This window comes from Micromonospora sp. U56 (assembly GCF_018070095.1).
GTDB lineage: Bacteria > Actinomycetota > Actinomycetes > Mycobacteriales > Micromonosporaceae > Micromonospora > Micromonospora purpureochromogenes.
Window position 1 is genome coordinate 75,030 of record NZ_JAGPYL010000002.1, and the last position, 17,995, is coordinate 93,024.

General features: G+C 72.4%; 17 protein-coding genes. 10 read left to right on the forward strand and 7 right to left on the reverse strand.

Annotated elements, in window-relative coordinates; translation table 11 throughout:
- Window positions 1-12: 12 nt before the first annotated feature.
- Window positions 13-1,269: a glycosyltransferase family 4 protein gene (locus KBX37_RS01580; protein WP_210773834.1), complete on the reverse strand. Its 1,257-nt coding sequence runs from the start codon at window positions 1,267-1,269 to the stop codon at window positions 13-15.
- A 137-nt stretch (window positions 1,270-1,406) separates the two neighbouring features.
- Between KBX37_RS01580 and KBX37_RS01585 the strand changes: the two genes are divergently transcribed.
- The 5 genes from KBX37_RS01585 (at window position 1,407) to KBX37_RS01605 (ending at window position 6,886) form a co-directional block, all read left to right on the forward strand.
- Window positions 1,407-2,267, forward strand: a complete 861-nt coding sequence (locus KBX37_RS01585) for an Fpg/Nei family DNA glycosylase (protein WP_210773836.1) — start codon at window positions 1,407-1,409, stop codon at window positions 2,265-2,267.
- Window positions 2,268-2,535: 268 nt separating this feature from the next.
- Entirely contained in the window at window positions 2,536-4,107 is a 1,572-nt protein-coding gene (locus KBX37_RS01590; RefSeq protein ID WP_210774081.1) for a sugar transferase, read from the forward strand.
- A 68-nt stretch (window positions 4,108-4,175) separates the two neighbouring features.
- Entirely contained in the window at window positions 4,176-5,399 is a 1,224-nt protein-coding gene (locus tag KBX37_RS01595; RefSeq protein WP_210773838.1) for a sensor histidine kinase, read from the forward strand.
- On the forward strand, window positions 5,396-6,166 hold the full coding sequence (locus KBX37_RS01600; RefSeq protein ID WP_210773840.1) for a LytTR family DNA-binding domain-containing protein: 771 nt from the start codon (window positions 5,396-5,398) through the stop codon (window positions 6,164-6,166). The genes KBX37_RS01595 and KBX37_RS01600 overlap by 4 nt, the downstream gene beginning before the upstream one ends.
- Before the next feature lie 63 nt (window positions 6,167-6,229).
- The gene (locus KBX37_RS01605; RefSeq protein ID WP_307848913.1) at window positions 6,230-6,886 is read left to right on the forward strand and encodes a DUF5701 family protein; all 657 of its coding nucleotides are present in this window, start codon (window positions 6,230-6,232) and stop codon (window positions 6,884-6,886) included.
- Window positions 6,887-6,982: 96 nt separating this feature from the next.
- Here the strand turns inward: KBX37_RS01605 and KBX37_RS01610 are convergent, their stop codons facing one another.
- The 3 genes from KBX37_RS01610 to KBX37_RS01620 form a co-directional block, all read right to left on the reverse strand.
- The gene (locus KBX37_RS01610; RefSeq protein ID WP_210773843.1) at window positions 6,983-9,073 is read right to left on the reverse strand and encodes a hypothetical protein; all 2,091 of its coding nucleotides are present in this window, start codon (window positions 9,071-9,073) and stop codon (window positions 6,983-6,985) included.
- A gap of 65 nt (window positions 9,074-9,138) precedes the next feature.
- Window positions 9,139-9,399, reverse strand: coding sequence for a hypothetical protein (locus tag KBX37_RS01615; RefSeq protein WP_210773844.1), 261 nt, complete (start codon window positions 9,397-9,399; stop codon window positions 9,139-9,141).
- 90 nt (window positions 9,400-9,489) lie between these two features.
- Window positions 9,490-10,866 (reverse strand): hypothetical protein, encoded by a 1,377-nt coding sequence (locus tag KBX37_RS01620; RefSeq protein ID WP_210773845.1) that lies wholly within the window; start codon window positions 10,864-10,866, stop codon window positions 9,490-9,492.
- Between the two features lie 233 nt (window positions 10,867-11,099).
- Here KBX37_RS01620 and KBX37_RS01625 point away from each other — a divergent pair, with 233 nt between their 5' ends.
- The 5 genes from KBX37_RS01625 (at window position 11,100) to KBX37_RS01645 (ending at window position 16,217) form a co-directional block, all read left to right on the forward strand.
- Window positions 11,100-11,513, forward strand: coding sequence for a hypothetical protein (locus tag KBX37_RS01625; RefSeq protein WP_210773847.1), 414 nt, complete (start codon window positions 11,100-11,102; stop codon window positions 11,511-11,513).
- Window position 11,514: 1 nt separating this feature from the next.
- Entirely contained in the window at window positions 11,515-13,155 is a 1,641-nt protein-coding gene (locus tag KBX37_RS01630; RefSeq protein WP_210773849.1) for a cation acetate symporter, read from the forward strand.
- A gap of 109 nt (window positions 13,156-13,264) precedes the next feature.
- Window positions 13,265-14,029, forward strand: coding sequence for an ABC transporter ATP-binding protein (locus KBX37_RS01635; RefSeq protein WP_210773851.1), 765 nt, complete (start codon window positions 13,265-13,267; stop codon window positions 14,027-14,029).
- On the forward strand, window positions 14,014-15,702 hold the full coding sequence (locus KBX37_RS01640) for an ABC transporter permease (RefSeq protein ID WP_210773853.1): 1,689 nt from the start codon (window positions 14,014-14,016) through the stop codon (window positions 15,700-15,702). The genes KBX37_RS01635 and KBX37_RS01640 overlap by 16 nt, the downstream gene beginning before the upstream one ends.
- Complete coding sequence (locus KBX37_RS01645) at window positions 15,702-16,217, forward strand: SRPBCC family protein (protein WP_210773855.1); 516 nt, start codon at window positions 15,702-15,704, stop codon at window positions 16,215-16,217. The genes KBX37_RS01640 and KBX37_RS01645 overlap by 1 nt, the downstream gene beginning before the upstream one ends.
- A gap of 15 nt (window positions 16,218-16,232) precedes the next feature.
- Here the strand turns inward: KBX37_RS01645 and KBX37_RS01650 are convergent, their stop codons facing one another.
- The 3 genes from KBX37_RS01650 to KBX37_RS01660 form a co-directional block, all read right to left on the reverse strand.
- Window positions 16,233-16,559, reverse strand: coding sequence for a hypothetical protein (locus tag KBX37_RS01650; protein ID WP_247656845.1), 327 nt, complete (start codon window positions 16,557-16,559; stop codon window positions 16,233-16,235).
- Between the two features lie 311 nt (window positions 16,560-16,870).
- Window positions 16,871-17,092 carry a DUF397 domain-containing protein gene (locus KBX37_RS01655; RefSeq protein ID WP_210773857.1) on the reverse strand — a complete coding sequence of 74 codons (222 nt, stop codon included), beginning with the start codon at window positions 17,090-17,092 and terminating at the stop codon, window positions 16,871-16,873.
- Window positions 17,089-17,874 carry a helix-turn-helix transcriptional regulator gene (locus tag KBX37_RS01660; RefSeq protein ID WP_210773859.1) on the reverse strand — a complete coding sequence of 262 codons (786 nt, stop codon included), beginning with the start codon at window positions 17,872-17,874 and terminating at the stop codon, window positions 17,089-17,091. The genes KBX37_RS01655 and KBX37_RS01660 overlap by 4 nt, the downstream gene beginning before the upstream one ends.
- Window positions 17,875-17,995 lie beyond the last annotated feature (121 nt).

Genomic DNA, 17,995 nt, shown 5'->3' on the forward strand with positions numbered 1-17,995 from the left:
AGGCAGGCGGGGTCAGGGGCGGGTAACCGACGTGTAGATGTCTAGGAGGCGCTTGGTGACGACGTCGGGGTGGAAGGTCTGCTCGTAGCGGAGCCGGGCCGGCTGGGACAGCGCGGCGGCACCGGCCCGGGCGACCGGGAGGGCGGCGGCCATCGCGGCCGGCTCCGGCGGGACCACCCAGCCGGCGGTACCGGTCACCACGCCGGCGGGCAGCGGCGCGACGCCCCCGCCGGGGACCGCGGAGGCGATCTCCGCCGACCCGGTGCCGGCGGGCTCGCGGGGGCCGTCCGCCCCGACCAGGTACGGGATGCCGCCGAGCGCCGTGCCGAGCACCGGCCGGCCGCTGGCCAGCGCCTCGATGATCACGGTCGGCAGGACGTCGTGCCACATGGAGGCGGCGATCACCACCGCGCTCGCCTCGACCGCGGCGCGTACCCCGGCCCGGTCGAGCTGGCCCAGGTAGACCACGTCGGCGCGCTCCGCGGCGGCCGCCTCGACCAACGGTCGCAGCTCGCCGTCGCCGGCGACGCGCAGCGTGCCCAGCGTGCCCACCGGGTGCCGGCGCCACGCCTCCAGCAGCAGGTCGAGGCCCTTCTCCGGGGTGAGCCGGGCCATGTAGAGGAACCCGTCGCCGAGCGGGGCCGGCCGGCCCGGGTCGGGCACGGAGTTGGGCTTGACCACGATCCGCTCGTCCGGGATGCCGTAGTCCCGCAGGTGATCGGCGATCGCCGAGGTCAGCGCGATGAACCGGTCGACCGAGCGCCAGGTGCCGCGGTGCACGGCCAGGGTGGTCGCCATCAGGGCGCTCTGCGCCCGGGAGTTGCGGTAGCAGCGGTGCACGACCGCCGGCACGCCGAGCGCCCGGCCCTTGCAGTCCTGGCAGATCATCCCGTCCCGGAAGTAGATCCCGGAGGAGCAGACCTGCCGGTAGTTGTGCACCGTCTGCACCACCGGCACGCCGTGCCGGTGCGCGGTCCGCACCACCCAGGGCGAGATCAGCGGGTACGGGTTGTGCAGGTGCAGCACGTCGGGACGGTGCGTGGTGAGCAGCCGGGACAGGTCCTCCTGGGCGCGCGGGGCCCAGATCGGGGAGATCGGCAGCAGCGCCTTGGCCGCCTTCGACATCGACGGGATCTCGTCCGAGCTGCGGATGAACGGCAGCACCTCGACGCCGGCGTCGGTGAGCTGGGCGATCTCCGAGTCGACGATCGTGTTTTCGCCAGAGGGCTGGGCTTCCCGGTACCGGTTGTGCGCCACCACGATTTTCACGGAGCTCGCCTTTCCTTCGCGACTGTGCCGCTCTCTGCTCGCGACTGCGGGGCCAGCAACGCTCGCTCCTCGCACTCGCGGCGGGGACTCGCAAGCTCGTTCCTCGCGCTCACGGGAAAGAAGGCTACCGTTGGAACGTGCCCGAACTACCGGAGGTGGAGGCGCTCGCGGGTTACCTGCGTGAGCGCGCGGTGGGGCGGCGGGTCGACCGGGTCGAGGTCGCCGCGATCAGCGCCCTGAAGACGTACGACCCGGCGCCCTCGGCGCTGTCGGGCCGGGCGGTGCTGGACGCCCGCCGGCACGGCAAGTTCCTCGACGTGGTGGTCGACGGCAATCTGCACCTGGTGGTGCACCTGGCCCGGGCGGGCTGGCTGCACTACCGGGAGGCGTTCCCGTCCACCACCCCGCTGCGCCCCGGCAAGGGCCCGGTCGCCCTGCGGGTCCGCCTCGACGACGGCTCCGGCTTCGACCTGACCGAGGCGGGCACCCAGAAGAAGCTGGCCGTGTACCTGGTGACCGATCCGGCGCAGGTGCCCGGGGTGGCGAAGCTGGGACCGGACGCCCTCGGCGCCGACCTGCCCACCTTCGCCGAGCGGCTGCGCAGCCGGCGGGGCCAGGTCAAGGGGGTGCTGACCGACCAGGCGGTGCTCTCCGGGGTCGGCAACGCGTACTCCGACGAGATCCTGCACGCGGCGAAGCTCTCGCCGTTCGCGATCACCGACCGGCTCACCGACGACCAGCTGGCCGCGCTGCACGCGGCGACCCGGGCGGTGCTCGGCGACGCGGTCCGCCGCTCGCTAGGTCAGCGGGCGGCGGAGCTGAAGGGCGAGAAGCGCTCCGGTCTGAAGGTGCACGCCCGGACCGGCCTGCCCTGTCCGGTCTGTGGCGACACGGTGCGGGAGGTGTCCTTCGCCGATTCGAGCCTCCAGTACTGCCCGACCTGTCAGACCGGCGGAAAGCCCCTCGCTGACCGTCGGTTGTCTCGGCTCGTACGGTGAGTAATGACACTCGGCGATTACGGAGAGGAATCGTCCCGGGCGCGTGGAAGCTGCCCGTCCGCGCCTCTACCGGGGCCGCCATCCATCGGTATAGTGGCTCGGTCCCCGGCTTCGAAAACTGACGTGGAGCCGGCCGGATCCCTGCTGGCAACACCAGGCGCAATGTCCTTCGGGTCAGCGTCCGGCCCACTGGCAGCGTGGGAGACTGGAACGGTGGGCGACCCGCGCCCCTCACCGCGAGTGAGCGGCGCGTGTCATGCGGGAGGACATGGGTGAGGTGACGACAAGCCTCCAGCGCCCGGTAACCAACACAGGCCGGAGCAAACTCGTGCGGCACGTCGACAGCTTCGAGATCCAGCCGCCGACACCGCCGTCGCACAACGGCGTCCCCCGGTCGGGGTGGGCGAGGGCCCGTCGCCGGGTGTCGCGCTGGCACCGCCCGTACACAATCGCCCTGCTCCTGCTCGACTTCGGGGCCGCGGCGCTGGCGAGCTTCCTCGCCATCCAGATCTTCGACCAGGCGGCCTCCGGCTTCTACGGGGTGAAAGAGGACCCGACCTGGTTCTACACGGTCGCCTTCGGCCTGCTGCCGCTCGGCTGGGTGGTCATCCTCTGGGGCAACCGCGCCTACGACCGGCGCTACCTGGGTCTGGGCCCGGACGAGTTCAAGCGGGTGATCCGGGGCGGTGTCGCGGTCGCCGCGACGGTCTCCTTCATCGCCTTCGCCACCGTGACGCAGCTGTCCCGCTGGACGGTCGGTTTCGCCCTACTCGGGGCACTGATCCTGATCCTCGTCGAGCGGATGGCGGCCCGCGCCCTGTTGCACGCCGTCCGTCGCCGGGCCGGTCACGCCGGGCACCGGATGGTGCTGGTCGGCACCCTGCCGGAGGCGCTGGAGGTCTACACCGCGGTCACCCGCAGCCCGAGCGCCGGCCTGGTACCGGTCGCCATCCACATCACCGACGGGTACGCCGCCGCCCGGGGCATCGAGACCCCGGTGCCGGTGTACGCCGGCCGGGACGTCCTCGCCCTGGTCCGCGAGGTCGGCGGCGACACCATCGCGGTCTGCGGCTCGGCCAGCGCCGAGCCGGGTGAGCTGCGCCGGCTGGCCTGGCAGTTGGAGGGCTCCGGCGTCGACCTGGTGGTCGCCCCGCAGCTGACCGACATCGCCGGCCCCCGGGTGCACATCCGCCCGATCGAGGGCCTGCCGCTGCTGCACGTCGAGGAGCCGACCCTGTCGGGCCCGGCGCTGCTGATGAAGAGCCTGATGGACCGGGTCGCCGCCGGGCTGGGCCTGCTGCTGCTCGCCCCCCTCTTCGCGGCCATCGCCCTCGCGATCCGGATCTCCGACCCCGGGCCGGTCTTCTTCCGGCAGCCCCGGGTGGGCCACGAGGGCCGCACCTTCCGGGTCTGGAAGTTCCGGACCATGTACGTCGACGCCGAGGATCGGCTGGCCGGCCTGGTCGACCAGAACGAGACCGACGGCATGCTGTTCAAGATGAAGCAGGACCCCCGGGTCTTCGCGGTGGGCCGCTTCCTGCGCGCCTCGTCGCTGGACGAGCTGCCCCAGTTGATCAACGTGCTGTGGGGGGAGATGTCGCTGGTCGGACCGCGTCCGCTGCCCGCCGACGACGGCGACTTCCTGGGTGACGTGCGGCGCCGGCTGCTGGTCCGGCCGGGCATGACCGGGCTGTGGCAGGTCTCCGGCCGCTCCGACCTCTCCTGGGACGAGGCGGTCCGGCTGGATCTCTACTACGTCGACAACTGGTCGCTGGCGTACGACCTGAGCATCCTGTGGCGGACGGTGGGCGTGGTACTGGCCCGCAAGGGCGCGTACTAGGCGGCTCGGCCGCCGGAGACGCCCGGCCAGGGCTTGGCGTGGCGGCCCGCAGCGGCAAGGATCGCTGCGTGGATGGCAACCTCTCCGCCGTCGTCGGCGTCGTCTCGCTGGTCACGGCGCTGGCCGCCGCGCTCTGGGCGGTGCTGCGGCTGCGCGGCCGGCGAGGCATCGCCACCGCCACCCAGCGGGCCACCTACGAGGTGCTGCACACCGCCGGCCTGGCCGCCGAACCGCTGCGTACCGGCCTGACCCCGGCCGGCGCGGCGAAGGCCGTACGTCATTTGCGGACCCTGGTGGGGGCGGCCGGGCTGGCGCTCACCGACTCCGACGCGCTGCTCGCCCTCGACGGGCGCGGCGGCCACCACGGCGACCAACTGCTCGCGGCGGCCCGGCGGACGGTGGAGGCGGGCCGGTCGACGGTGCTCGGCGAGTCGGAGCTGCACTGCGACCGGGTCGACTGCCCGGTACGCGGGGCGGTGCTGGCGCCGCTGAGCGCGCAGGGCCGGGTGGTCGGGGCGCTGGTGGCGGTCGCCGACGCCCCACCCGCGCCCGGGCTGGTGCAGGCCACCCTGGAGACCGCGCACTGGGCCGGCAACCAGCTCGCCCTGGCCGAGCTGGACTCGTCCCGGGAGCGGCTGGCCCGGGCGGAGATCCGGGCGCTGCGCGCCCAGATCAGCCCGCACTTCATCTACAACGCGCTGACCGCGATCGGCTCGTTCGTCCGCACCGACCCGGAGCGGGCCCGGGAGCTGATCCTGGAGTTCGCCGAGTTCACCCGCTACTCGTTCCGGGCGCACGGCGAGTTCACCACGCTGGCCGAGGAGCTGCGCTCGATCGACCGCTACCTGACCATCGAGCGGGCCCGGTTCGGCGACCGGTTGCAGGTGCGGTTGCAGATCGCCCCGGAGGTGCTGCCGGTGACGCTGCCGTTCCTCTGCCTCCAGCCGCTGGTGGAGAACGCCGTGCGGCACGGGTTGTCCCGCAAGCCCGGCACCGGCATGGTGAGCATCGAGGCCCGGGACGCGGGCGCCGAGTGTCACATCACGGTGGAGGACGACGGAGTGGGCATGGATCCGGCCACGCTGACCGCGGGGATCGCGGAGCTGGCCCGCGCCGGCAGCGACCCGACCGACGACACCGGCCAGCACGTCGGCCTCTCCAACGTCGACGAGCGGCTCCGGTCGGTCTTCGGGGACCGGTTCGGCCTGGTCGTCGAGACCGGTCCCGGCTCGGGTACGAAGGTGAGCCTGCGGGTGCCGAAGTTCCATCCCGGCGTACGGGCGGGATCGTGACCGGGAACGCGACGGCGGGGTTCCTGCGGGTGCTGGCGGTCGACGACGAGCCGCCGGCGCTGGACGAGCTGGCGTACCACCTGCGGGCCGATCCCCGGGTGGCCCGGCTGCACACGGCGGGCGACGCGACCGAGGCGCTGCGGGTGCTCCGCGACGCCGACGTGGACGTGGTCTTCCTGGACATCCGGATGCCCGGCCTGGACGGGATGGAGCTGGCCCGGGTGCTGCGCCGGTTCGCCCGGCCGCCGGCGATCGTCTTCGTCACCGCGTACGACGACGGCGCGGTGGACGCCTTCGACCTCGGGGCCACCGACTACGTCCGCAAGCCGGTACGCGCCGACCGGCTGGCCGAGTCGCTGCGCCGGGTGATCGGCTCCCGGGTGGTGCCGTCGCACCCGGCGGCCCTGGCCCGGGCAGAGGAGGACCCGACCATTCCGATCGAGCTGGCCGGGACGACGCGGATGCTGCCCCGGTCGGCGGTGCGCTGGGTGGAGGCGCAGGGCGACTACGCCCGGCTGCACACCGCCGACGGCTCGCACCTGGTCCGGGTGTCGCTGGCGACGCTCGCCGAGCGCTGGGCGGACGCCGGGTTCGTCCGGATCCACCGGTCGCACCTGGTGCAGCTGAAGCTGATCGCCGAGCTGCGCCTGGTCAACTCCGGCTACGTGGTGGTGATCGACGGGACGGAACTGCCGGTGAGCCGTCGGCACACCCGGGAGTTGAAGGACAAGCTGGTGCGGGCGGCCAAACAGGATTGGAATCGCTGAGCGGGAATAATCCCCGAACTCCGTACACTGTACGGTAGGCCCTACGACAACGGGAGGCCAACCGTGACATTGTTCGACCCCGCCACCGAGTTCGACCGCCAGCTCGACGGGCTGATCCGCCTGGGCTACCCGGAGCTCGCCGGGCTCACCGAAACCGCGTTCCGCGACCTGGTCACCCCGCTGCGGGACGCCGCGGTCACCGGCGCGGCCGGGCTGCCCGCCCCGACCGAGGCTCGGGTGCCGTTCCTGCTGGTCACCACCCGCGACCTGGTCCCGGTGCCCGACCGGCTGGCGCTCACCACGCTGGCCGGCAAGCGCAAGCCCGGCATCCTCGACCGGAACTTCCCCCTCGACGACCTGCCCCGGTTCGACCCGATCAAGGAGCTGGAGGCACCCGCCGGACCGGCGTACCTGCTCTTCGACGTCGACCGGGGCGAGGAGTTCCGCAACCTGCCGCCCGCCTCGGCGATGGAGGGGATGGCCGCCCAGGAGCGGCTGCCACTCACCATCGACGAGGGGATCGCCTTCATCACCCACTTTCCCGCCGCGCTGGCCAGCAACCGGTGCTTCTCGCTGGTCGGGTCGCGCTGCGGGGACAAGCGGGTGCCGGCGCTCTGGATCAGCCAGGGCGCGCCGAAGCTGGGCTGGTGCTGGTACGGCAACCCGCACACCTGGCTCGGGTCGGCCACCGCCCGCCCGGTGCGGGTGGGCCTGGAGTGACGGACCGGCCGGTGCGGGTGATGGTCCGCACCGGCCCGGTCCCGGACACGTCGAAGGGCGCCCCGGCCGAGACCGGGGCGCCCTTCTGGACGGGTGTCAGCCGCGGGCGCTCGTGGTGCCCCGCGCCGTGAGCGGCTGCGGTGCGGCGAGCGCAGTCGTGCTGGCCGTGCCCGAGTACAGATAGAACCGACCGACCACGTCGGCGACCAGATCGACGGTCCCGGTGAGGTTGTGGACATGGAACGCGTCCTTCGGGCCGATCCCGCCCAGCACGGCGTTGGAGACGATCTGCCCAGCGGCCGGGTTGAGGTTGCTCACGCCCGGCTTCGCCATGCCCGCGTCGGCTGGCCAGACGGTGAGCACGGTGTTCTTCGTCGGCGCGATCGCGGTCACGTTCATCGCCAGCACCTCGGTGTCCGCCGTGACCACGGACGGCGGCGCGGTGATCGTTCCGATGTCACCGACAGCGAGCCCTCCCATCCCGAAGTTCGTCCGGGTGTCCGCGGTGCGAGTGGGGCTCAACGGGCTGAACCGCAGCCCGTCCGGCAGCGAGCCGTCGTCGATCACTCCGACCAGGTCGACCACCAGGTCGGTCCGCTGCGAGGTGTAGATGGTGAAGTCCGGAACCGCGTACGCCGGACCGCAGTCGGTGCACGGGCGGGTCTGCACGAAGGCCAGGTTGGGCACCACCTTGCCGGCGCCGTAGTTGACGGTCGAGGAGGTCGGCACCGGCGGGCCACCCGCCCAGGCGGTGAGGAAGCCCGCCTTCGCCGGGTTGACCGCGGTGATGTTGAGGACCAGCGCCTTCACGTGCGGGCTGGCCGGGCCGAAGTCGACCTGGCTCTGGATCTGCTGACCCGCCTCCAACGGGTTGGGCCGGGTGTCGATGAGCCGGGCCGGCTCGACCGGATGGTAGTGACCGCCCCAGCCGAGGCTGCTCTTCACCGTGTCGCTGGCGGCGTGGAAGCCCACTACGTCGACCACCACATGGGTGGAGCCGTTGCGGTTGTAGATCATCACCTTGCCGCCGGCGCCGAGCTTCACGGTCACGTTGTTGGACCCGAGCCAGCCGGCCGGAAAGTTGATCGACGAGGCGGTCGGGGTGGACTCCCCGTACGGGTAGAGGGTGAGGAAGCTGCTCGCCGTCGGCCCGGTCACCGTCACGTTCAGCACCACCGAGCCGACGCCGCCGGCCGGCACCCCGCCTCGCCCGGTCACCTGGAGCTCGACGGCCTGCCGGGCACCGACCGGACCGGGGGCGGGCCGGCCCAGGCCGGAGCGGGTGTCCATCAGGCGCTGCGGCGCCAGCGGGTAGTACATGCCGACCACCGTGTCGTACGCGGTGAACTTCAGCGGCACCACGCGCTTGCCGTAGGCACTGTTGTCGTCCAGTTCCAGGTTGGCGGTGTAGTCGCCCCAACGCAGCGCGTTCGGCTGGACGGCGACGGCGCACGATTCGCCCGACCAGTACGTCCGGCCGGAGCAGTTGTTGCCGATGATTTTGAACGACGACGCCTGGGCCCCGGAAATCCGGGCCGCCCCGAAGACCGTGTCCTGGGTGCCCTTCACGACGAAGATCGCCGAGGCGTTCTCCATGTAGCCGCCGATGGCGACCCGGCCGAAGTCGAGCGGCGCGGGCGAGGAAACCGCCCCGACATAGGTGAGGCCGGAGTTCCAGCGCACCTCACCGGTCACCGCTCCGGCGTTGGGCGAGCAGTGGAACTCGTAGGCGGCGGCAAGGACGGTCGCCGCCCCCGTGGCGTCGTAGGCGACCTCTCGGACGGTGAGGCTGCCGTACGCGTACGTGCCGTTGCAGCCGGTGTTGTCCGAGGAGATGTTCAGGCCGGCGTGGGTAGCGTCGCCGGAGCCGACGGTCGGGTAGGTCTGACCGGCGGTGAAGGTCGGCGTGCCGACCGGCGGCGTGATCCACATGGCGATGGTGGAGCCACCCGGCAGGCCGCTCACCCCCATGCTCAGGCCGCCGGTGCCGTACGCGCGGCCGGTGACGGTGGAGTTGGTGCCGTCGTGGACGCCGGACTGCTTGACCGGCTTGCCGTAGGCGTCGCCCACGTCGACGGTGAGGACGGTGTACGGCGCGGTCGGCGCGGCGAGCGCCACCCCCGGAAGTGCGGCGGTGGCACAGGCGCCGGCGACGAGCGCGCCGAGGAGACTGCGGATTCTGCGCATGAAGGCCCCGTGGAAGAGAAGGAACGGAAAGGGGTGCCCCGGCCGGAGCCGGGGCACGCCCCGCGTCACGGCCAGTAGAACCGGCCCACCACGTCGATGACGACGTCCGTGGTGCCCGCGTTGTTGTGCACGTTGAACCGCTTGTTCGGCCCCAGTTCGGCGAGCACCGCCGCGGAGACGGTCTGCCCGGCGACCGGGTTGAGGTTGCTGGTCGTCGGTCTGGTGGTGCCCGGCCAGTCGGCCGGCCAGATGGTGAGCACGGTGTTCCGGGTGGGCGCCACCGCGGTCGCGTTCAGCACCAGGACGTCCTCGTCCTGCTGGACCATCGCGGTGCGGGCGGTGACCGCCCGAACCCGCCGGAAGCGGGGAAGGGCGCCCCGGCCGTCGGCCGGGGCGCCCTTCGGTGGTGCGGGTGCTCAGCGGTGGGAGGCGCCCACGATCTGAGGCTTGCTCTTGCCGGCGTCACCGGAGAGCGTGGCCGCCGGAGCGGCCGGGTAGTAGAACCTGCCCACCATGTCGGCCACCAGGTGCGTGCTGCCGCTCAGGTTGTGCACGTTGAACACCCCGTTGGGCTCGATGATGCCCAGCACGGCGTTGGACACGACCTGGTTGGCGTACGGGTTCAGGTTGCTGGTGCTCGGCTTCGGGATCTCCGGGATGTCGGCCGGCCATACGGTGATCACCGTGTTGTTGGTCGGCTTCACCGCGGTCACGTTCATGACCGCCACGCCGGTGTCCGGGGTGCGCAGCGTGCCCGGAACGGTCACGCGACGGACGCTACCGGGACCCATGGCACCGGGGGTGCCCAGGTTGGTGCGGCTGTCGACGATCCGGGTCGGGCTCATCGGCGCGAAACGCATGCCATACGGCGAGAAGCCGTCGTCGACCGCGCCGACCACGTCGACCAGGACGTGCGCGGAGGCCGAGGTGAAGATCTTGAACTTCCGCGAGCCCACGGTGCACCACTGGTACGGCTCGGCACCGGTGCACGGGGTGGTCTGGATGAACGCGGTGTTCGGCACGTTGCGGCCGGCGCCGTAGTTCACCGTGGACGCGGTCGGCTTGGCGGTGGCACCCGACCACGCGGTGAGGAAGCCGGCGCTCGCCGGCGCCACCGCGGTGAGGTTGGTGACCAGGGTCCGCATGTGCGGGTTGCGCTCCGGCCCGAAGTCCAGCGCGTACTCGAGGGTGGTGCCGGCCGTCGGCTTGCCCTCGGGGTCGGTGCGGGTGTCGAAGGCGCGGTCGGGCTCGTACCACTCGTACTGACCACCGTTGCGGTTGGTCATCGAGTTGTCCTTGGCGTAGTAGCCGACCACGTCGACCACCACGTCTGTGTAGCCGTTGCGGTTGTAGACGGAGACCTTGCCGCCCGCGCCGAGCTTCACCGTGACGTTGTTGGAGCCCAGCCAGCCCTTGGCGAAGTTGACCGACGAGGCGTCGGGCCGGGTCTCGCCCGCCGGGTAGGCGGTGACGAAGCTGTCCATCGTCGGGCCGGTGATGGTCACGTTGAGCACGACGGCGCCGACGCCGGCGGTCGGTACGCCACCGCGGCCGGCGACCTGGAGGTCGACCTTGGCCAGCGGGCCGATCTTCGCCTTCGGCGCGCCGAGGCCCGCGCGGGTGTCCATCAGACGGGCCGGGGAGACCTCGTAGTAGGCCCCGGTCGTGTCGGCGAGATCCGCCGTCGCCAACTGCGGCGCGGCGGCGGGAGCCGCGGATGCCGTACCCGGCACCACGGCCAGTGCACATGCCCCGGCGAGAGTCGCGCCGAGCAGAGTGCGGAATTTGCGCATAGAAACCCCGTGGATGAAGAGGAAACAGGGAATTGCTGCCCCAGCGTAGGGGGCGCGGTCGATACCGGCAAGAACATACCTCGCCACAACACAAGGGGTGAACGCGCGGGAACTTAATGCCGTCTTAATGTTCAACTCGTGGGTTGTCCACAGGGGTGAAGCGTTCTCCACAGGTTGTCCACAACCCCGGTGGACGCCCTTGACATCCGCGCTGAGCAGGCGAGACTGCCCAGGTGACCGCTGCCGACGATCCGGTACCGGCCCCCCGGGCGCCACAGTCAGCCGGGCGGGCGCGCATCGTGCTGGCAGAGGTGTCCCGCCGGGACAGCCGGGCCGAACGCACCCGCGTCGAACTCGCCCAGCAGACCCGGGTCGGCGAGGCGCTGGTCCGGGGCCTGGTCCGGGCGCAGCTGGCGCTCGCGCTGCGGATAAGCCTGGTCGTGCTGATCGGGCTCGGCGGCCTGCCCTGGCTGTTCGCGATCGCGCCGGCCGTCGGCCGGGTCACCGTCTTCGGCGTCAACCTGCCCTGGCTGCTGCTCGGGCTCGCCTCGTTCCCGTTCCTGATCGCGGTGGGCTGGGCGTACGTGCGGCTGGCCGAACGCAACGAGCAGGACTTCACCGACCTGGTCCAGCGGCCGGAGCGCTGAGATGGGCAACGGCTACGTCGTCCCGGCCATCGTGGCGGTCACCCTGGTCACCCTCGGCATCGGCTTCTACGGGCTGCGGCTGGCCCGCACCACCTCCGACTTCCTGGTCGCCTCCCGCGCGGTGAGTCCGACCTGGAACGCCGCCGCGATCGGCGGGGAATACCTGTCGGCCGCCAGCTTCCTCGGCGTGGCCGGGCTGATCCTCAAGTACGGCGTGGACGTGCTCTGGTACCCGGTCGGCTTCGCCGCCGGCTACCTCGCCCTGCTGCTCTTCGTGGCCGCGCCGCTGCGCCGCTCCGGCGCGTTCACCCTGCCCGACTTCTGCGAACTACGGCTCGGCTCGCGCCGGCTGCGCACCCTGGCCACCGTGTTCGTGATCTTCATCGGCTGGCTCTACCTGGTGCCGCAGTTGCAGGGCGCCGGGCTGACCCTGGCCACGGTCGCCGGCTCGCCGTACCCGGTGGGCGCGCTGCTGGTCGCCGTCGTGGTGACCACGAACGTGGCGTTCGGCGGGATGCGGGCGATCACCTTCGTCCAGGCCTTCCAGTACTGGTTGAAGCTGACCGCGCTGGCCGTACCGGCGATCTTCCTGGCGTTGCAGTGGCAGGCCGACGCCCGGCCTGCGGTGACCCCGCCCGACGGGCCGGCGTTCCGGACCGCGACCACCGTCGTGGTCGAGCACCGCGCGGAGCTCACCTTCGCCGACGGCACGATCCTTCAGGTACGCCCCGGCGACCGCCTCGACTTCGCCGCCGGCGACCCGGTGCCCGAGGTGTCCGGAGTGGCCACCGACGCGGCCGACTGGCTGCTGCCGGACACGGCCGGGGACGACGACCGCGGCCTCTTCGCCACGTACTCGCTGATCCTGGCCACCTTCCTCGGCACCATGGGGTTGCCGCACGTGCTGGTCCGCTTCTACACCAACCCCGACGGCGCGGCCGCCCGGCGCACCACGCTGGTGGTGCTCGCCCTGGTCGGCGTCTTCTACCTGCTGCCCACCATCTACGGCGTGCTCGGCCGGATCTACACGCCACAACTACTGATCACCGGGCAGACCGACGCGGTGGTGGTGCTGCTGCCCGGGGCCGCGCTCGGCGACGGGGCAACCGGCCGGCTGCTCGCCGCGCTGGTCGCGGCGGGCGCGTTCGCGGCCTTCCTCTCCACCTCGTCGGGGCTGCTCACCAGCGTCGCCGGGGTGATCTCCACCGACGTGCTCGGGCGCGGCTCGGTACGCGGCTTCCGGCTGGCCACGGTGATCGCCGGCGGGGTGCCGGCGGTGCTCGCGCTCAACGTCTCCGGGCTGGACGTCTCCCAGGTGGTCGGGCTGGCCTTCGCGGTCGCCGCGTCCAGCTTCTGCCCGCTGCTGGTGCTCGGCATCTGGTGGCGTGGGCTGACCGATCTGGGCGCGGCGGCCGGGGTGCTGGTCGGCGGCGGGGCGGCCGTGGCGGCGGTCCTGGTCACCGTGCTCGGGCCACCGCTGTCCGGCTGGCCGGCCACGCTCATCGCGCAGCCGGCCGCCTGGACGGTGCCGCTCGCCTTCACGGTGATGGTCGCCGTCTCGATGGCGACCCGCCGGCGGGCCCCGGCCGACGTCGGGGCCACCATGCTGCGCCTGCACGCCCCCGAGGCGCTACGGCTGTGACCCTGTCCGTGGCGGTGGTGTGGGCTGGGGGCGGGTACGTCCCGGGGAGGACGCGGGATCATCCTGCGGCCGGAGCTTCGTCTGGTCCGGCCCGGATACGGTCGGACGCATGACTGGTGGGCACCCCGCGCTCGCGCTGCGCGGCCTGGCGAAGCAGTTCGACGGCAAGGTCGCGGTGGCGGGCGTCGACCTGGCCGTCCCGGCCGGCTCCTTCTACGGTCTGCTCGGCCCGAACGGCGCCGGCAAGACCACCACGCTGTCGATGGCGGTCGGGCTGCTACGCCCCGACCACGGCCGGGCCTGGGTGCTGGGGCACGACGTGTGGGCCGACCCGGTGGGCGCGAAGCGGCTGCTCGGCGTCATGCCGGACGGCGTACGGCTCTTCGACCGGCTCACCGGGGCGGAGCTGCTGGCGTACCACGGTCTGCTGCGCGGGATGGACCCGGCGGTGGTCGACCAGCGGGCCGCCGAGCTGCTGGACGTGCTGGCGCTCACCGACGCCGGCCGGACCCTGGTGGTCGACTACTCGGCCGGCATGAAGAAGAAGATCGGCCTGGCCTGCGCGCTGCTGCACGGCCCCCGGGTCCTGGTGCTGGACGAGCCGTTCGAGGCGGTCGACCCGGTCTCCGCCGCGCTGATCCGCGACATCCTCCAGCGGTACGTCTCCGGCGGCGGCACGGTGGTCTTCTCCAGCCACGTCATGGAGGTCGTCGAGCGCCTCTGCTCGCACGTGGCGATCCTCGCCGAGGGCACCATCAAGCGGGTCGGCACCCTGGACGAGGTGCGCGGGGACCGGTCCCTGGAGGAGGTCTTCGTCGAGGTGGTCGGTGGCCGCACCGCGACCGGTGAGGAACTGTCGTGGCTGTCGCGGTGACCGTCCCGGCCGACCCGGTCCGGCGGGTCTCCGCCCGGCACTTCGTCCGGCTCAAGCTGCGGGTGATGGGCAACAACTTCCGGGGCCAGGGCTGGCGGCTCGCGATGTTCGTGATCGGCATCCTGGTCGGCCTCTGGTTCGCCGCCGGCGGTTTCCTGGCGCTGGCCGCGCCGGGCTTCGCCGACGAGCCGCGGTACGCGCTGATGACCGCCGCGTTCGGCGGTGGGCTGCTGGTGCTCGGCTGGCTGCTGCTGCCACTGGTCTTCTTCGGCGTGGACGAGACCCTGGACCCGGCCCGGTTCGCGCTGCTGCCGCTGCCCCGCCGCACCCTGGTCGCCGGGCTGTTCGCGGCGGCGCTGGTCAGCGTCCCGGTGCTCGCGGTGCTGCTCGCCGTCTCCGGGCTGGTGGTCACCGCCGCCGCGCTGGGCGGCTGGGCGGCCGGGCTGGTCGCGGCCGTCGGGGTGGTCGCGGGGCTGCTGCTCTGCGTCGCCGCCAGCCGCGCGGTGACCAGCGCGTTCGCCACCATCCTGCGGTCCCGCCGGGTACGCGACCTGGCCGCCGTGCTGCTCGCGGTGGTCGCCGCCCTGCTCGGGCCGTTGCAGATCGCGGTGCTGGCGGCGGTGCAGGACGCCGACTGGGACCGGCTGGCCGGGGTGGCCGAGGTGGTGGGCTGGACCCCGTTCGGCGCGCCCTGGACGGTCGGCGTGGACGTGGCCGAGGGGCGGGCCTGGGCCGTACCGGTGAAGCTGCTGATCACGGCGGTGACCATCGGCCTGCTGCTGCTGTGGTGGTCGCGGTCGCTGGAGTCGGCGATGGTCGGCGCGGCCAGCGCCGCTCCGGCCAAGGGCCGGCGCGGGCCGGCGGGCGGGCCCGTCGCGCAACTCTTCCCCCGGGCGCTGGCCTGGACGCGCCGGGACCGGTTCGGCGCGCTGGTCGCCCGGGAGGCGCGCTACTGGTGGCGGGACGCCCGGCGCCGGGCCAACCTGATCACCGTCGCGGTGGTCGGGGTCTTCGTGCCGGTGATGGTGAACCTCGGCGGCCCGCAGTTCGCCGCCGAGGACGGACCGGACCTCACCGCCGGCAACTCGTCGCCGGTCCTGCTCAGCCTGTCGATGCTCTTCGTCGGGGTGCTCGCCTCGGTCACCCTGGCCAATCAGTTCGGCTTCGACGGCAGCGCGTACGCGGCGAACGTGGTGGCCGGGGTGCCCGGTCGGCTGGAGCTGCGCGCCCGGATGACGGCGTTCTCGGCGTACGTGGTGCCGATGCTGGGCGTGGTGTCGGTGGTGATCGCGCTGGTGGTTGGCGAGCCCGGCTGGATCGGGGTGGCCGGCGGGGCGCTGCTCGCCGCGTACGGGGCCGGGTTGGCGATCAACGGGTTCGTGTCGGTGCTCGGGGCGTACTCGCTGCCGGAGACGAGCAACCCGTTCGCGATGAACACCGGGGCGGGGGTGGCGAAGAGCTTCCTCACCCTGCTGTCCATGGTCGCCTCGGCGGCCGCCGCGGTACCGATGGTGGTGGCCGCGGCGCTGCTCGGGGACGCCTGGCTCTGGCTGGCCCTGCCGCTCGGCGCGGCGTACGGGCTGGGGGCGGCGCTGCTCGGCTCGTACCTGGCCGGGGACGTGCTGGACCGGCGGATGCCGGAGCTGCTGGCCACCGTCACCCCGCGCCGCTGATGCCGGTCGTCGAGGCGGTGGCGACCGTCCCGGTCCCGCCCGAGCTGGCCTTTGCGGTGTCGCAGACCACCGCGCCGGTGCGCTACCGCTGGGACCCGTTCGTCCGGGAGCAGCACTTCACCGACGGGGCGCCCCGCCCCGGCAAGGGGGTGCGGACCTTCACCCGCTCCCGGCACGGCCTGGTCATGGTCAGCGAGTACGTCTCGTTCGCGCCACCGACGACCGTCGGCATGAAGATGGTGCGCGGCCCTTGGTTCTTCGAAATGTTCGCCGGCGGCTGGCGGTTCGCGCCCGCTGCGGAGTCCGGCCACACCGTCGCCACCTGGCGGTACAGCTTCCGCTGCCGGCCGGCGTTCCTGCGGCCGGTCGCCGACCGCGTCGGCGGCTGGCTGCTCACCCGGGACATCCGCCGCCGGATCGCCGGCTACGCCGCCGGCTGCGCGGACCCGGAGGTGCTGGCCGCCACCCGCCGCTCGCTCACCGCCGACGATCCGGCCGACGGGGGTACGACCTGAGCCACCCGCCTCAGGTCAGACCCGGCGCATGAAGGCGTAGAGCATGTGACTGCCGGTGACCGAGGCGACGTTGACCAGCTCCCAGCCGTAGTTCGACAGGTGCTCGACGGCCTCCATGAGCTGGGTGACGCTGTTGCCCATGAACCCGGGCCGGGCGGAGACGGCCAGGTGCCGGAACGGGTAGGCGCGGAGGTCGACCTCGCCCCGCAGGATCGAGTCGGCACCGACGGACCGGGACTGGGCGAGCTGGGCGGCGTCACGAAGGCCATGCCCGGCACGATAGGACGTCCGGGCGAGGGCCCCGATTCCGACAAAATCGCGGCCCTGCGAACGAGTACGCACCGACCACGGCGCCGGCCAGCGACCCGCTGGCCCCGCGCGACCGCGCCACCGTGTCGGTGATCACCGGTCCCGGGTCGGTGGCGCGGTTCGCGCGAGCCCGACGGCGGACGGTGGTCGGTGGTCGGTGGTCGGTGGTCGGTGGTCGGTGGTCGGTGGTCGGAGATCCTTTCGAGCTGATGTCGTCAACGACTCAGGCTCCGGGCCCGACGGGTTTGATTCGTTCACGACATCAGCTCGAAAGGGCCTGCAGAGCGCCCTGCCTCGTCCGGGCCGGGAAGAGGTCGGGCCCGGCAGAGGTCGGGCCCGGCGGATCATGCGGGCAGGGCCGGACCTCGGTCGGTCGGCGGAGCGGACGGCGTCTGCGCGACGAATGACCGCCATGCGCCGGGAGCGAAGCTGAGGGTCGCCCCGGAGCGGTCCTTGCTATCCCTCACCAGCACCACGCCAGGCAGGTTGTCCGCCACCTCGACGCAGTTACCGCCGGAGTCCGTCGATCGGCTGGAGGTGCGCCAGTGCGGCTTGATCATCGTCATGGCGTCACCTTCAGCTTCCGGATCAGATCCAGCGAGGCGCCTGTGGACAGTGCTTCGCCGAGCAGGCTATCCCACTTGCGATCGATCAAGCCGATCATTTCAGGGTCGTCCATGACGTGTCCCCGAGCGGCATTCTCCAGGTAGAGGGCCCTGTCGCCGTCCGGCAGCTCAGCAAGCACGAACCCACCGCCGAGCCCGACGTGCTCCCCGACGCTTAGCGGAATAACGTGCAGCCGGAGGAACGGCAGGTCGGCCACACCCAGGAGTCGACCGAGTTGCTCGTCGAGCACGGCAGGCCCACCAACCGGACGGTGTAGCGCCGACTCATCGAGCGAAAAGACGCAGTGCGGTGGCTCGTCGCGGTGCAGCAGTTGCTGCCGCTCCATCCGCACCGCCACCAACTCGTTCACCATCGCTGGCGCGTGCAGCCCACCGGCCGAGATGACCGCGTACGCATACTTCTCGGTTTGGAGCAGGCCGGGCACCAGGCAGGCTTCGAAAGCACGCAGTCGAGTGGCCTGCTGTTCGTAGCCTCGCCAGGGCGCGAACCAGGACGGCCCCCGCTCCTGGTCGGCCGCCTTGAGTAGTTCGGCGAGGAGGCCGCCGGTGCCGAGGGCCTGGTCGGCGGCGACGGCGAACTCCATGGTCGGCCGACGGCGGCCGGTCTCGATCGCCGCCACGGTCGACGGACTCCACTTGATCGTGGCGGCCAGCCCCTCCTGGGACACCTCGGCACCCGCTCGGGCGGCCTTCAACGCCCTGACCCACATCTCGACGTTCATCCTTACCTCTCCGGTAAGTACGTGACCCCGTTGCGTAGTAAGCCCTGGCATCCTCCCCTGCGACCGGCCCGCCGTCCAGGGTGGAGAACACGCGGCCCGGCCGGTGGAGGCGTCGACCCGG